Raw genomic sequence first — 14,537 nt, forward strand, 5'->3', positions numbered from 1 at the left:
CGGTCCGCACTCCTTTCAAGGAAAGTTATAATTGACGTTTATCAACTACCCGGACAGCTTTTCCCTCGGTAGTGGGAAGCGTCCCTGGTTCAACTAAGATAATCTCTGGTGTAACTAATGTTTCGGAGCGAATTTCTGCTTGAATCCGTTCTCTTAATCTTTCCAACTTGGGAAGGTCACCAATAAAGAGTTCGGGTTTGATTTCTATTTCGACTTTCATAGTATCCCGAAGATCTTTTCTCTCTAAAATGATGAGGTAATTTGAACCAACCTCAGGGTTATTCATCAATACTTTATCGATTTGTATCGGAAAAATATTTACACCGTGATAAATAAACATATCATCGGTTCGTCCTTGGATTCGGGAGATTCGGTAGTGGGTTCTTCCACAGGGGCATGGTTCATCGATCCAATAAGCCAAATCTTTCGTTCGATAACGGAGTATTGGGGTGGCCTGTCGACTTAAAGTAGTGAGAATCATCTCTCCTAGTTCCCCAGCTGGACATGGCTCGAGAGTTTTTGGATTAACGATTTCTAAAATATAGGCATCTTCCCAAACGTGTAATCCATTCTGATAGGCGCACTCAAAAGCCACACCAGGACCGTTCATTTCAGACAAACCATAGGAATTAAATGCTTTAGATTGGTAAAGTTCCTCAATTCGTTGACGGGTTTCTTCGCTGTGGGGTTCAGCTCCGATCAGCATTATCTTCAAGTTTAAATCTTGGGATGAATCTAAGCCTTCACTTTTAATAAGATTAGAAAGCAGGAGTGCATAGCTGGGTATAATATGTGTCACCGTCGTTTGAAAGTTTTTAAGAAACCAGATTTGACGTTTACTGTTGCCTGCTGCAATTGGGATTACCAAGGTACCGATTTTTTCGGCTCCATAATGCATTCCCAAGCCACCGGTAAAAAGACCATAACTCATCATGTTTTGAAAAATATCATTTTTCCGAACCCCCACACCATAGAGTGAGCGTGCTACTAAATTTGACCAAGAATCAATATCAGCAGCGGTATGATAAATAACCGTGGGAACGCCGGTTGTTCCAGAAGAAGAATGGAGACGAACGACTTGTTCCAGTGGCGTAGCCAAGAAACCGTAGGGAAATCCACTCCTTAGGTCTTCTTTGGTTGTGGGAGGGATGTTTTGCAAATCCTTAAGGGTTGATATTTTTTCTGGTTGGATGTGGAGTTTATCAAACAACTTCTTATAATAGGACGTTTTTGCCGCCTGTAGCACAGTTGCTTGTAACCGTTTTGACTGTAATTGGGTCAATTGTTCTCGATCCATGGTTTCAATCTCTTTTTCCCAATACAATTGATATCACCTTCTTTTTTTCTTCTTCAAATGCTTATCCAAATCAAGACGAATAAATTATTTCCTTCAACATTCAAAAACTAAAAAATAAAAAAGCTCATAGTATTTATATCACACTCAGGTTTAAATTTACCATGGAATAATCATATTTTTACGAAAAAGCTTTGTTATAATAGTAAGGACCATCAATTATCTTATTGGAAAAGCAGTCGGAAGCGAAGGTGCAGATATGGATATTCAATTAAATGGCTTGGTAAGTTTTTTAGCTGGTTTACTGTCTTTTTTATCCCCGTGTGTTTTAGGCATAGCCCCAGCCTATGTGAGTTATATCAGTGGAGTTGAGTCATTGGAAAAAGAACGCAAGAAAGTTTTTCTCCATACCATTCTTTTTGTGGTTGGATTTTCTCTGGTTTTCATATTCATGGGTATCGGTGCTTCTTTTTTAGGAACTTTTCTGATGAAATATAAAATATGGTTTAACCGAATAGCTGGTATTATAATTATTATTTTTGGTCTACAAATCTTGGGAGTTTTAAAAATTAAGATGTTTTATGCCGAAAAGAGAATTCAGCCCAAGAAAACTTGGGCAAAGATGAGAAGTCTGATATTGGGTATCACCTTTGGGTTGGGATGGACACCTTGTGTCGGTCCAATTTTAGGTTCCATCCTCCTGTATGTGTCGACTTTGGGGAATGTTCTTCAGGGAGGTATTTATTTGTCTTTTTATGCCCTTGGATTAGCTATTCCCTTTATTTTATTGGGGATTGGTTGGGGATATATGATAAGTGCTCTTCGGACACTTCAAAAAAGAGGTCATATCATTGAAATAATTAGTGGAATCTTGCTGATTTTCTTGGGAGTCATATTGATGTTTGACCAAATGGATGCGTTCATGACTTTTTTGGGATTAGGGAATCTGGTTCCTGGTGAAAGCTTATTTATGAACCAATAACAGAAAGAATGAAGGGGTTTTATCGTAATGAGAGCTCAACCGGTTAAAGGGTTTGGAGTTGTCTCAAAAAAATTGAATTTATCGAACCGAGCCTATCGGGGAATTCACGCTATTCAGGTAAAGAATATTGTTGGAAGTGTGGGTCGAGTACAGGACCTTTTAAGTGGATTTAAATTGAAAAATCCCGATGTTCGGTATTATCGATTAAGAAAAATTATGGAAAAAGGTGATGTTGTTCCCCCCATAATTGTGTATAAAGTTGGTAATGAATATTATGTTTTGGATGGAAATCATCGAGTGGCAATTGCCAAAGAACTTGGTGTAGAGTTCATTGATGCCGAGGTAATTGAGTTTTTCCCAAGCGAAAGAAAAGAAAGCCGAACTCTTAGGAAAAAGAGAATTGAGTTTGAAAACCTAACCGGATTGAAAGGAATCGACTTAACCGAACCTCGTCATTATGATACATTTATTAACTATATCCATGACTATGCTCAACGAATGGAGTTATTTCTCAAGAGAAAAGTTGCCATAAATGAAGCTGCTTTGAATTGGTTCCTTTCGGTCTATACACCTGCAGTTCAGTGTATTGTAGAAAAAGGCTTAGAGGATGTATACCAGGGGAAAACCTTAGGTGATATTTTTTGTTTTATTCTTGACTATAAATGGTATAAAAGTCAAAAAGAGGGCTATGATATTGGCTTTGACAATGCAATGCAGGGTTTTATTGAGGAAATTTTAGGAAAAGATGAACCTGAAGAGAAGAAATCCTTGATAGAAAAATTCGAGGGCTTGTTGGAGGAGGTTTTACCGTGGATCAAAAAGGAATAAACTGGCATACACTTACGTCTCAGGCAGTCATCCAGCAACTTAAAACTGACTTTGAAAAAGGCATAGGAACTGAAGAAGCTCAAAAAAGGCTCATCGATAATGGTCGAAATGCTCTTCCTACTGGGAAAAGAAAAACCATTTTAGGGATGTTTATCGACCAATTTAAAGACTTTTTAATCCTTATCTTAGTTGCAGCTGCAGTTATCTCGGGTTTGTTGGGCGAAACCACCGATGCAACGGTTATTATTGTCATATTAATCATAAATGCTGTTTTAGGAGTTAGTCAAGAAAGAAAAGCTAGTAAAGCGTTGGATGCTTTAAAAAAAATGTCGGTTCCCGAGTGTGATGTAATTCGCGATGGATCGTTACAAAAAATATCATCAGAAGAATTAGTTCCTGGTGATATTATCCTCCTTCATGAAGGTGATTATATACCAGCTGATTTACGGTTGATTGAAGCATATAACTTACGTGTTGATGAAGCGAGCCTTACCGGCGAATCTGTACCAGTTGAAAAAGTAATTGAACCAGTGGCGGATGATCTACCCATTGCTGATCGGATTAATATGGCCTATTCAGGAACTATTGTCGCCTATGGTCGTGCCAAAGGAGTTGTTACCGAAACCGGACTGAATCGGGAAATAGGGAAAATAGCTCAATTATTAGAAAAAGAAGAAGAAGTCATTACCCCTCTTCAGAAACGCTTAGCCGGCCTGGGAAAGCTGTTAGGATATTTAACTTTAATCGTTTGTGGAGTGGTTTTCGTAGTTGGAATCATCCGAGGGGAGCAAACTTTTGACATGTTTATGACCGCAGTAAGTTTAGCAGTAGCCGCAATTCCAGAAGGTCTTCCAGCCATAGTAACCATAGTACTTGCTTTGGGTGTCACGCGCATGAGTCAACGTAATGCCATAATTCGCAAACTACCTGCAGTTGAGACCTTGGGAAGTGCTACCGTGATTTGCACCGATAAAACCGGAACCTTAACCCAGAACCAAATGACTGTTCAAGAAGTTTTTCAAATGAATGACGAGGAGAAAGAGGCTCAGGTACAAGCTTTTTTACCCAGCGAAGTCCTTATTAAAATCGGAGTTCTTTGCAATGATAGCTCAATTGCCAAAGATAATGGTAAAGTACAGCGCTTCGGTGATCCAACTGAGTTGGCTTTAGTCGAGTTGGCTGAAAAGAATGGCTATTCCGCGGAAAAGATTAGACAGGATTTTCCTCGTTTGGACGAAGTCCCTTTTGATTCGAAACGAAAAATGATGTCAACCCTTCATGAGTTCAATGGGAAAAAAAGAATTTTAGTGAAAGGTGCCCCAGATGTTTTAATTAATCGTTGTAGTTCTTATCAAGAAGGAGATCAAAAACATCCTCTTGGAGAAGAAGAAAAACAACTCATTCTAAGCACGATTGAAGAAATGGCCGGGAAAGCTTTGCGAGTTTTAGCTTTTGCCGAAAAAGAAATGCCGGATAAAAAGAAAATCAGCCAGGAAGATGAAGTCGATCTCAATTTTTATGGCTTAGTAGGCATGATTGATCCTCCTCGTCCGGAAGTAAGGCAAGCTTTGGAAGAAGCCAATAGCGCCGGAATTGAAACAATTATGATTACCGGAGACAATCTCCTCACCGCGAAAACCATTGCCCAGGACTTGGGATTACTTCAATCCGGAGATGAAGCCATCACAGGTCAAGAGATGGAAAAGCTTTCTCAAGAAACCCTAATGGAAAAGATCAAACAACTTCGAGTATTTGCTCGGGTATGGCCGGAACAAAAGTTAAATATTGTTGAAGCTCTTCAAAAGAACCATGAAGTAGTAGCTATGACTGGTGATGGAGTGAATGATGCGCCAGCTTTGAAAAAGGCTGATATTGGTGTAGCAATGGGTATCACCGGAACCGATGTTGCCAAAGAAGTGGCCGATGTTGTTTTAATGGATGATAACTTTGCTACCATTGTTAAGGCGATTGAGGAAGGGAGAGTCATTTTTGATAATATCAGGAAATTCGTCATGTATCTTTTAGCCTGTAATATCGGTGAAATATTTGCTATTTTTATACCGATATTAATTGGGTTGCATCGTCCTCTGGTTCCAGTTCAAATACTGCTTATTAACTTAGTAACCGATGGTTTGCCAGCAATGGCACTGGGAGTTGACAGTCCAGAACCAGATATTATGATGAGAAAACCTCGTAACCCCAAGGAAGGGATTCTCAATCCACAATCCATGAAAATTATCCTCTTTAATTCGGTATTTATTGCTATTTCGGTCATCATCGCCTTTGTTACCGGAACATCGATGGGTGGAATTGAAACTGGTCGAACCATGGCATTTGTCACTCTGGCGTTTTCAGAACTCCTTCGAGCTTATAGTTTTCGCTCAGAGAAAAGAAATTTTTGGCAGATTAATCTCCGTTCCAACCTCTATCTCATTGAAGCTGCATTACTATCAGCAGCCATTGTTTTAATCACCGTAATCGTTCCTTCGGCGGCTCGAGTGTTTTCTAACGTTCAGCTTAATGGATTGGAATGGATGTATACAATAATATTTTCTTTCATTTCATTTTTTGCTTACGAAATCTGGAAAATCTGGGATAAAAATCGTCATCCTTAATAAGAAGATCGCAGGTAAATTTTTAATAATAACTTTTTTTAAACGTCATTGCGAGGAGTCGGAGTTCCTTCTCCAGAAGGTGAGGATGAGGGTGAAAGCCCAGGATGAGATCCTGGTTAGTTGCTCTAAAAGAATTCCCTTAAAAAACGTTTCGGTATTTTCAGGATAGACCCTCATGCTGCTCTTAGCAGCACCAGATGTGGATGAAAATACCTATCTAAATCCGTCATTGCGAGGAGCGTCTTGTGCGACGTGGCAATCTCTACCATCCACTTAGTCATTCTGAGGAGTCCGGTGTTTTTGCCGGACGACGTAAGAATCTCATCATTTAAAGTATTTATGAAGAAAAAACTTAAAAGATGAGATCCTCACGCCCTCAAAAAGCGAGGGCTCAGGATGACCGATTAAAGGCACACCCCCCTTTATCCCCCCTCAATGGGGGAATTTATAAGATGGTATTTTCAGGATAGACAGTGTCATGCTGCCTATCAGAACCATATGAAGATGAAAAACCAATGATTCGACATGCCATGGCATGTTGCTACATTAAATAGTGACTGGGTATTATGAATTGTCGCTCCCCCTTTTTTTAATTCTTTTGTAGGGGCTAAATTTATCATACCTGCAAATTGATAAACAGGATAATAACTATTAAAAAATCAAAAGATAAAATTACCATACCAGGTAACCATAAGAAAACAAAGGAGGTAAAGAAAGTTGGAAATTGAACTTATCACCTTAGAAAATCCCAAACTCTATAATTTTATATTAGGGCAAACTCATTTTATAAAAAGCGTCGAAGATATTTATGAAACAGTTATTGGTTCATCTCCATCGATTAAATTTGGCTTGGCTTTCTGTGAGGCTTCTGGCCTCTGCTTGGTTCGTTGTGAAGGCAATGATGCCGAACTTATCGATTTAGCTACTAAAAACGCTCAGAAATTGGGTTGCGGTCATAGTTTTATTCTTTTTCTAAAGGATGGATATCCAATCAATATTTTAAATGCTTTGAAAATGGTTCCTGAAGTTTGCAGGATATTTTGTGCATCAGCTAACCCTTGTGAGATTGTAGTCGCACGTTCTCAACAAGGGAATGGAATTATGGGAGTTATCGATGGTTTTCCACCCAAAGGAGTAGAAAGCGAAAAAGATAAAATTGAACGCCAGGAACTTCTCCAAAAGTTTGGATATAAACGGTAATAAATAGTGTGATGAAAGGAGAGGAAGTATGAATGCGATAGAAGTATTAAAAGCCAGACGTTCAATCCGTCGTTATCTGAGCAAAACTGTTGAAAAAGAAAAAATTGAAATTATAATCGATTGTGCTCGTTTAGCCCCAACTGCGATCAACATTCAGCCCTGGGAATTCATTGTTTTAACTGATAATAAAATAAAAAAAGCCGTAGCAGAAGCAACTGATCATGGAAAATTTATACAAGATGCACCAGTTGCTATTATTGTTATATGTAAAAATGTAAAATATTTTCTAGAAGATGGTTGCGCAGCGACAACCAACATTTTAAATGCAGCATATGCGTTGGGTTTGGGAGCTTGCTGGATTGCGGGAGATAAAAAACCTTATGCAAATAAGATCCTTGAGCTTATACAAGCACCAAAAGAATACCAGCTGGTGAGCCTCATTTCCTTGGGATACCCTCTGAAAGCTACTTTAGATAACCAGATGAAAAGACCACTTAACGAGGTCATTCACTGGGAAACATTTTAACCATGGGAGTTAAAGGCTATGAAAATAGGGATACTTTCTGATTCTCACGATGCTTTGGGGAAAATTCGAAATGCAGTTCAAATTTTCCGGGAAAAAAAAGTTGATGGAATCATTCATGGTGGAGATTTTGTAGCACCCTTTTCGGTGGCAATATTAGCTGAATTACCAATTCCCTGGTGGGGCGTATTGGGAAATAATGATGGTGAAGTTGTGGGGATATTTCAGAAGTCAAAAGGATTAGTCCGCTCCTACTATCAAGAAATAGAAGTCGATTGTTATCGGATTTGGGTTTCTCACTACTATCATCCAGCCGAACTGGCTTTTCAATCGGGGAAATATGACTTATCAATTTTTGGTCATACCCATGAAAAAAAGATACAGGAAGAAAAAGGTCGATTCTTGTTGAACCCTGGGGAGTGTTGTGGCCTCCTTACTGGAGTGGCTTCGGTTGCCATATTTGATTTAATGAAAAAAGAAGTCGAATTTCTAGAAATTTAATTATTCTGGAATGAATAATGATCTCTTTTGTTTTATTGGATAGTAGGGTTCTCCCCATCTATCCGAATGTTGTGAATTGAAAAAATGTAAAAAAACGTATATTATGCTTATAACCTTATTAAATTGAGTTATTCAATCAATAATTGGTTTAAATCACAATCGATGAGATGGTGAGATAATTAGAATAAAGCACCTGGGATGATTTACGGTGGAAAATATTATTTCGGGAGGAGAACCAATGGAGATAATTCGAGGTCATTTTACCCGTCAGCTAAGAGAGGTCCAGGAAGATTTGGTAAATATGACCCAGGCTGCTAAAAAGATGTTACAAATGTCGATTGAATCGCTTCAAGAAAGAGATGTAGCCAAAGCAAAAGAAGTTATTGCACTGGATGATATCGTTGATTCATATAATTATAAGATAGAAGACAAATGTCTGAGAATGATTGCTCTCCAACAACCAGTAGCTAAAGATTTACGAGTTATAGCTGCTGTAATGAAGATTATAACCGACGTAGAAAGAATTGGTGATTATTCGATTGATATTGCCAAATTCAGTATCCGACTTGCCGATAAGCCACTTTTTAAACCGCTTATCGATGTCCCAAAAATGGCAGATATCGTCGTAAAAATGTTGGAAGAAACCTCGGCAACTTTTATTCAGAAAGATTTAAATGTAGTTCAAAAAGTTGTTGAAGATGATGATAAAGTTGATACCCTATATCGAGCGGTTCATGAGGAAGTTGTCAATTTCATTGAAAAAGACCCTTCAGTTACTAGGCAAGCGATTTGGATTCTTATGATCGCCCGTTATCTGGAAAGGATTGGTGACCATATTACCAATATAACTGAACGGATTTATTATATGGAAACTGGTGAAATGATTGAACTTCACCAATAAGAACGAAATGATGAAGCGGTCAACTGAAAAGACAATTCATTATTTTTCTCAACCTGGTAAAGAAAATACCCAAAAAACCTTAGAATTAGCTGTTGGGAGAGCCTCATTGCTTCAATTGAAAGCAATATTGGTCTCGACTAAAAGCGGTGAAACGGCATTGCGTTTAACAGAGGCAGCCCAGGCATCACATTACAATGGAAGAATAATTGCCGTGACTTACCATCAGGGATTTTTTAATAATCAATCGTCAACCATATCAGAAGACGTTCAAAAACTTCTTTCCGAGAAAAATATTTCAATCGTGATGTCATCACACGCCTTGAGTGGGGTAAGCCGTTCTTTTCGTGAGAAATATGGGGGAATCAGTATACCGGAAATTATTGCTGAAAGTTTCCGAAGAATATCCCAGGGGTTTAAAGTCGCAGTTGAAATTACTATCATGGCAGCTGATGCCGGTGCGGTTCCATCGGATCAAGATGTAGTCGCAATCGGTGGGCAAAGCCAGGGAGCCGATGCTGCTTTGGTTTTAAGACCGGCTCATCAGAATTCTTTTTTTGATTTGAAAATAAAGGAAGTTATCTGTTTTCCTTCTTAAAAAATATTTATTGAGAAAAATAAGGACGGAGAATTCGGAATCATTATATCAAAGGAGGAATAAAACATGGTAGCGACTTTTAAATCAAGTGGACATTGGGATGGGTGTTTAAGAATAAAATCGATAGTGCGTGACTTTTCACTTTCTTATGATGAGCCACCTTCCTTAGGGGGTGAAGATACTGCTCCCAATCCGGTAGAAGCATTGCTTTCATCTTTGGTTGGCTGTTTAGGTATTGTTGCCTGTGTGGTAGCTAATGAAAAAAAGATACCTTTTGAAGGAATCGATATTAGTGTTGAAGGTGATCTTGATCCAAGAGGATTTATGGGACAGGATAAAAATGTCAGGCCTGGAATGCAAGCTATACGATATAGTATCAAAGTGAAAGGGGACATAAGCGAAGCTCAACTTAAGGATTTTTTAGAGGAAATTGAAAAGAGATGTCCGGTTTCCGATACTTTGAAAAACGGAACAAATGTAACTGGTCACATCACAAATGCTTAATAAGCAGTAAAGTATGAAATAATTGGTATAATTTGAATCGACTTGACAAAAAATGATCTGATTAAAGATTACCGTTCAATGTGTATTTCCAAGTTGGAGGTGTAAATGGTAAGCTGTTGATTTTTTAGCCAGAGGGCAACAATTCCCTCTGGCTTTTTCATTTGAATCGATTTGATAAAAAAATTCTGATTAATAGGTTTTATTCATTGAAGCCGATAAAAAAGTTACTCTTTAAATTTCATGTCTTGCTTTCTCATTTTTTACTAAGTAAAGGTTTTGAATGATTTATTTTGCTCAAGACGAATTGTTGATCATCCATCGTTTTTACTATTTTTGCTAAAATTACTGAACTATAAAATAAATAATGGAGGAATCTCATGAAAGCTGCAGTTTTAGAAGGAATTGACCAACTCGTTGTTAAAGAAGTACCAGATTATAAAGTTGGGTTGGGAGAAGTTCTAGTTCGAGTGAAAACCTGTGCAGTTTGTGGGTCCGATTTACGAATTATGCATTCAGGAAATCCTCGTGTGAAGTATCCTCAAATAGTTGGACATGAAATCGCCGGAGAAGTTGTTGAAGTGGGAGATGGTGTTGAACGGCTAGGAGTGGGAGACCGAGTAGCCGTTGGTGCTGATGTTCCTTGTGGGAAATGTTATTGGTGCCAGAATGGTATGGGAACCAACTGTGCTATTAATTATGCGGTCGGTTATCAATTTCCTGGTGGTTTTGCTGAGTATATCCTTTTGAATGAACTCACCGTAAACCAACAGGTCGTAAATTTGATACCTGATAACCTATCCTTTGATGAAGCCAGCTTGGCAGAGCCCTTGGCCTGTGCGATTAATGGATTGGAAATGAGTCAATTGGGAGTTGGAGATACCCTATGTATTATAGGGGCTGGTCCAATTGGTTGCATGATGATCGAATTAGGAAGACACATGGGAGCAACCAATATCATAGTTATTCAAAGGTCGCAAAGGCGTTTGGATATGGCTAAAAAATATAGCGCCGATCATTACTTCCTCAGTGATGACCCTGATATTGATGCGAAAGTGAAAGGAGTAACTAAGGGCGAAGGGCCTGATGTAATCATGATTACTTGCGCTTCGCCTGAAGCCCAAGAACAGTCTCTCCTTTTAGCACGGCATCGAGCACGAATTAATTTTTTTGGAGGCTTAGCTTCAACCGCTAGAAAACTCAACATATCCAGTAATCTTATTCATTATAAAGAACTTACCATATTAGGAAGTCATGGCAGCCTACCTCGCCATCATAAGAAAGCAATTAAAATCATTGATAGAGGAATGGTTCATACGGCTCAATATATAACTCATCGTTTTCCTTTGGATCAAATTCATGAAGCTTTCCATGCTGCTGAATCAAGAGAAGGCTTGAAAGTGGTGGTGAACCCCTAAAGATGGATACCATGAAAGCATTAGTTCTACTGAAAAAGGGCGATATTCAATATCAAAGCGTTCCAAAACCAAAGCCTGAAAAAGGAGAAGCTCTAATACGGGTAAAAGCCTGTGGTATATGTGGATCAGATATTCCTCGAATTTATGGAGATATTGCTTATTATTATCCCTCAATCCCCGGACACGAGTTTGCTGGAGAAGTTGAAGAAGTTGGCGATCTCAGTCAGGACGGTAAATGGGTTGGGAAAAGAGTGACGGTTTTTCCCCTTATTCCCTGCTATCATTGTCGATTATGTCAAATTGGGTTATATGAAATGTGTGAAAATTATGGATATATTGGCTCGCGACGTGACGGCGCTTTTGCCGAATATGTTACTGTTCCGGTTGCCAATTGTATGGAGCTTCCTGAAAAGGTTTCTTATGAATCAGGGGCTTTCAGCGAACCGGCGGCAGTGACCCTACATGCTCTGCGGAGGTCATCGATACCATTTGGAAAAACCGTTGCTGTTTTTGGGTTGGGGCCCATTGGAGTGTTGTTTGGAATCTGGGCAAAAATTTCAGGAACTAGGCGTGTAATTGGCTTCGATATCGATCAGCAAAAAGTTAATTTTGCCCGAGAGAATGGTTTTGATGATGCTATTGTTCCCGAACCAGAAAAATTGAAAAGAGCAGTGGAAAGCCATACCGAAGCTTTGGGTTTCGATTTAACCTGTGAGGCTTCGGGGAGCAACCTTGCCTTAGTAAATTCATTGAAAGTTACTCATAAATTCGGAGAGGTCCTTCTCTTAGGAAACCAGGAACGGAACGTGACCTTAACTCCTCAAGATATGAGTCTAATTTTGAGAAAACAGTTAACATTATACGGAACCTGGAATTCTCGATTTACCCATATTGGATCGGATTGGAAAGCGGTTTTGGAGTTTGAGAATTCAGGTCAAGCAAATTTTAAACCATTCATTTCTCATCGTCTTCCTTTACAAGAAGCTCCTGAGTTCATTCAGCTGATGAGAGATAAAAAGGTATTCTACAACAAGGTTCTCATCATTCCATGAAAAACCGATTCACAAAAGGTTTAATAAATCAACTAAAAATTCCGAAGGAGGAAAGTCAGCCATGAATGAGGAAACGATAAAAATTAGTGCATCCCTGGATTGTGCTAATTATTTAGATTTGTTATCAGATATTCGGAAGTTAGAAGAAGGCGGGGTCAACATGCTTCACCTGGATATCATGGATGGACATTTTGTACCAAATTATGCTCTGGGTACCAATTTACTCCGAAAACTCCGTCCTCAAACCAGCCTTCTTTTTGATGTTCATTTCATGACCAGTAATCCTGAGGTGTCAATTCCCATTTTTGCCGACTTGGGTGCCGATATCATTACCTTTCATGTTGAAACCACATCTCGTCTTCATCAGATGGTCAGTTCTATAAAAAATTTGGGGAAAAAAGCCGGTTTAGCCTTAAATCCTTCAACGCCACCAGATATTTTAGAGTATATTTTTCCTTATATCGACATGGTATTGGTTATGACGGTTGATCCAGGATTTGTTGGACAAAAATTTGTACCAGAAGTAGTTAAAAAAGTTCAAATCATCAAAAGCCTGATTGATTCCAGACATTTAAATATTGATATTGCCGTAGATGGAGGGATTGGCGAGAAGACAGTTCCACTTTTAAAAAAGGCCGGTGCCAACGTATTTATTGCTGGGACTTCTAGTATATTTTCTGGAAAAGATGAAATTGAAATTGCTGCTAGAAAATTTAGAGAACTGTGTGAAAAAACTTATTAAGAGGTGAAAAAATATGTCTTTTTATGAAGATCTTTTTAATCAACTCTTGACCTGGAAAAAAATCGATACCCATGAGCATTTTCTTCCTCAAAATACTTATCAAGATCATCCGGATATTTTATTTGCCATTCTTCGTGAAAGTTATCTTCCCTGGATTGTGTATGGTGCACGGGATCATAATACTGTAACCGTAACCCGAGAAGGTCTTTTAAAAGGAATGAAAAAAATACCAGCCAGTGCTTTTTTACGGTATATCATTGAAGCTTTTCAGTATATGTATGGTTTTTCCGATGATCAAATCAAAGAAGAAAATTGGGATCAACTATCCCAGCTTATTCGAGAAAGTTATTCAAAGAAAAATATGTTGAACTATTGGATATTTGATAAGTTCAATGTCGAAAAAGTTGTCCATGATCGATATTGGAAATTAGGTGAATTCGATATTGACCAGAGCCATTACTTTGCCGTTTTTAGAATTGATCCGTTGTTCTGTGGCTATTCAAAAGAAAAATTAAATCATGACCGAATGAACCCGCATATTGAAGCGGCCAAACAGGGAATTCACATTGATACATTTGATGAATATCTTGCTTACATAGATCAACTTTTTAAAAAAGCAGTTGCTGAGGGTATCGGGACCATGAAATGTGCGGTTGCCTACGACCGGACTCTCCGCTTTGAAAGAGTCGAGAAAGAGCAAGCCGAGAAGGCTTTTTATAAAAAAGATGGTACCGAGCTCCCTTCTGAAGTGAGAGATTTTCAGGACTATATTTTCCATTATTGCCTTCAAAAAGCAGTAGATTATCGTTTACCGGTCCAAATTCATACCGGTCCGGGAAAAGCTTTCGAGACGGCTGCCTCACATTTAGGGAATATTTTTGAGGAATACCATAACTTAAAAATATCTCTTTTCCATGGGAGTTTTCCTTGGGTTGGGGAACCAGGAGCAATGTCACTCTTTTATCCGAACCTGTATTTAGACTTGGTTTGGTTACCGGTTATGTCACCTTCCTATGCTGTTTTGGCTTTATCGGAATGGATAGAAACTGCCGGTGGAGCTCGAATCATGATGGGAGGAGATTCCTGGAATGCTGAAGGGGCAGTTGGGTCAATTCTTTATAATCTCAAAACCATTGCTCAAGTATTGGCGGAAAAAGTTGAAAAGAAATATTTGAGCCGGTCATCAGCCGAACAAATTGGAAAAATGATTCTTTACAATAATCCCATGGAGTTTTTAAGCAGATAAACCATTGGAATATTTTCTTTTTTTTCTCTCCCGAAAATACAATTTCAACCAAATTCCCGTTATATTGACCTCTCCCTCCCATCAAGGGAGAAGGAACTCTGACTCATCATTGCGAGGAGCGAAGCAACGAGGCAATCTC

At 38.7% G+C, this 14,537-nt stretch carries 14 protein-coding genes; 13 read left to right on the forward strand and 1 reads right to left on the reverse strand.

Translation table 11 applies throughout. The features are described 5' to 3' along the window. Nucleotides 1-25 precede the first annotated feature (25 nt). On the reverse strand, nt 26-1,297 hold the full coding sequence (locus tag RT761_RS09850; protein ID WP_343073785.1) for a phenylacetate--CoA ligase family protein: 1,272 nt from the start codon (nt 1,295-1,297) through the stop codon (nt 26-28). Between the two features lie 256 nt (nt 1,298-1,553). Between RT761_RS09850 and RT761_RS09855 the strand changes: the two genes are divergently transcribed. The 13 genes from RT761_RS09855 to RT761_RS09915 all read left to right on the forward strand — a co-directional run bounded on the left by RT761_RS09855 (nt 1,554) and on the right by RT761_RS09915 (nt 14,398). Next, a complete protein-coding gene (locus RT761_RS09855; protein WP_218111251.1) occupies nt 1,554-2,276 on the forward strand; it encodes a cytochrome c biogenesis CcdA family protein in 723 nt (240 codons plus the stop codon). A gap of 27 nt (nt 2,277-2,303) precedes the next feature. After that, nucleotides 2,304-3,104, forward strand: a complete 801-nt coding sequence (locus tag RT761_RS09860) for a DUF4032 domain-containing protein (protein WP_218111252.1) — start codon at nt 2,304-2,306, stop codon at nt 3,102-3,104. Next, complete coding sequence (locus RT761_RS09865; RefSeq protein ID WP_218111253.1) at nt 3,086-5,719, forward strand: calcium-translocating P-type ATPase, SERCA-type; 2,634 nt, start codon at nt 3,086-3,088, stop codon at nt 5,717-5,719. Before RT761_RS09860 ends, RT761_RS09865 begins: the two co-directional genes overlap by 19 nt. A gap of 717 nt (nt 5,720-6,436) precedes the next feature. Continuing rightward, a complete protein-coding gene (locus tag RT761_RS09870) occupies nt 6,437-6,919 on the forward strand; it encodes an adenosine-specific kinase (protein WP_218111254.1) in 483 nt (160 codons plus the stop codon). Nucleotides 6,920-6,947: 28 nt separating this feature from the next. Then, on the forward strand, nt 6,948-7,445 hold the full coding sequence (locus tag RT761_RS09875) for a nitroreductase family protein (protein ID WP_218111255.1): 498 nt from the start codon (nt 6,948-6,950) through the stop codon (nt 7,443-7,445). A gap of 18 nt (nt 7,446-7,463) precedes the next feature. Further along, the gene (locus RT761_RS09880; RefSeq protein WP_218111256.1) at nt 7,464-7,943 is read left to right on the forward strand and encodes a metallophosphoesterase; all 480 of its coding nucleotides are present in this window, start codon (nt 7,464-7,466) and stop codon (nt 7,941-7,943) included. Nucleotides 7,944-8,181: 238 nt separating this feature from the next. Continuing rightward, the gene (gene phoU / locus RT761_RS09885) at nt 8,182-8,844 is read left to right on the forward strand and encodes a phosphate signaling complex protein PhoU (RefSeq protein ID WP_218111257.1); all 663 of its coding nucleotides are present in this window, start codon (nt 8,182-8,184) and stop codon (nt 8,842-8,844) included. Beyond that, nucleotides 8,828-9,439, forward strand: a complete 612-nt coding sequence (locus RT761_RS09890; protein ID WP_218111258.1) for a pyruvate kinase alpha/beta domain-containing protein — start codon at nt 8,828-8,830, stop codon at nt 9,437-9,439. The genes phoU and RT761_RS09890 overlap by 17 nt, the downstream gene beginning before the upstream one ends. Nucleotides 9,440-9,505: 66 nt before the next feature. Continuing rightward, nucleotides 9,506-9,943 carry an OsmC family protein gene (locus RT761_RS09895; RefSeq protein WP_218111259.1) on the forward strand — a complete coding sequence of 146 codons (438 nt, stop codon included), beginning with the start codon at nt 9,506-9,508 and terminating at the stop codon, nt 9,941-9,943. 377 nt (nt 9,944-10,320) lie between these two features. Next, nucleotides 10,321-11,358, forward strand: coding sequence for an alcohol dehydrogenase catalytic domain-containing protein (locus RT761_RS09900; protein ID WP_218111260.1), 1,038 nt, complete (start codon nt 10,321-10,323; stop codon nt 11,356-11,358). Nucleotides 11,359-11,360: 2 nt separating this feature from the next. Further along, nucleotides 11,361-12,410 carry a galactitol-1-phosphate 5-dehydrogenase gene (locus RT761_RS09905; protein WP_218111261.1) on the forward strand — a complete coding sequence of 350 codons (1,050 nt, stop codon included), beginning with the start codon at nt 11,361-11,363 and terminating at the stop codon, nt 12,408-12,410. A gap of 61 nt (nt 12,411-12,471) precedes the next feature. After that, complete coding sequence (rpe, locus tag RT761_RS09910; RefSeq protein WP_218111262.1) at nt 12,472-13,152, forward strand: ribulose-phosphate 3-epimerase; 681 nt, start codon at nt 12,472-12,474, stop codon at nt 13,150-13,152. Nucleotides 13,153-13,165: 13 nt separating this feature from the next. Next, a complete protein-coding gene (locus RT761_RS09915) occupies nt 13,166-14,398 on the forward strand; it encodes an amidohydrolase family protein (RefSeq protein ID WP_218111263.1) in 1,233 nt (410 codons plus the stop codon). Nucleotides 14,399-14,537: the final 139 nt, after the last annotated feature.

Source organism: Atribacter laminatus (assembly GCF_015775515.1).
In the GTDB taxonomy this organism is placed as follows: Bacteria; Atribacterota; Atribacteria; order Atribacterales; family Atribacteraceae; genus Atribacter; species Atribacter laminatus.

Bases quoted from the DNA above. Each gene is read 5' to 3' on its own strand.
- RT761_RS09850 (WP_343073785.1), bottom strand. From the start codon at position 1,297: ATGGATCGAGAACAATTGACCCAATTACAGTCAAAACGGTTACAAGCA.
- RT761_RS09855 (WP_218111251.1), top strand. From the start codon at position 1,554: ATGGATATTCAATTAAATGGCTTGGTAAGTTTTTTAGCTGGTTTACTG.
- RT761_RS09860 (WP_218111252.1), top strand. From the start codon at position 2,304: ATGAGAGCTCAACCGGTTAAAGGGTTTGGAGTTGTCTCAAAAAAATTG.
- RT761_RS09875 (WP_218111255.1), top strand. From the start codon at position 6,948: ATGAATGCGATAGAAGTATTAAAAGCCAGACGTTCAATCCGTCGTTAT.
- RT761_RS09880 (WP_218111256.1), top strand. From the start codon at position 7,464: ATGAAAATAGGGATACTTTCTGATTCTCACGATGCTTTGGGGAAAATT.
- phoU (WP_218111257.1), top strand. From the start codon at position 8,182: ATGGAGATAATTCGAGGTCATTTTACCCGTCAGCTAAGAGAGGTCCAG.
- RT761_RS09895 (WP_218111259.1), top strand. From the start codon at position 9,506: ATGGTAGCGACTTTTAAATCAAGTGGACATTGGGATGGGTGTTTAAGA.
- RT761_RS09900 (WP_218111260.1), top strand. From the start codon at position 10,321: ATGAAAGCTGCAGTTTTAGAAGGAATTGACCAACTCGTTGTTAAAGAA.
- RT761_RS09905 (WP_218111261.1), top strand. From the start codon at position 11,361: ATGGATACCATGAAAGCATTAGTTCTACTGAAAAAGGGCGATATTCAA.
- rpe (WP_218111262.1), top strand. From the start codon at position 12,472: ATGAATGAGGAAACGATAAAAATTAGTGCATCCCTGGATTGTGCTAAT.
- RT761_RS09915 (WP_218111263.1), top strand. From the start codon at position 13,166: ATGTCTTTTTATGAAGATCTTTTTAATCAACTCTTGACCTGGAAAAAA.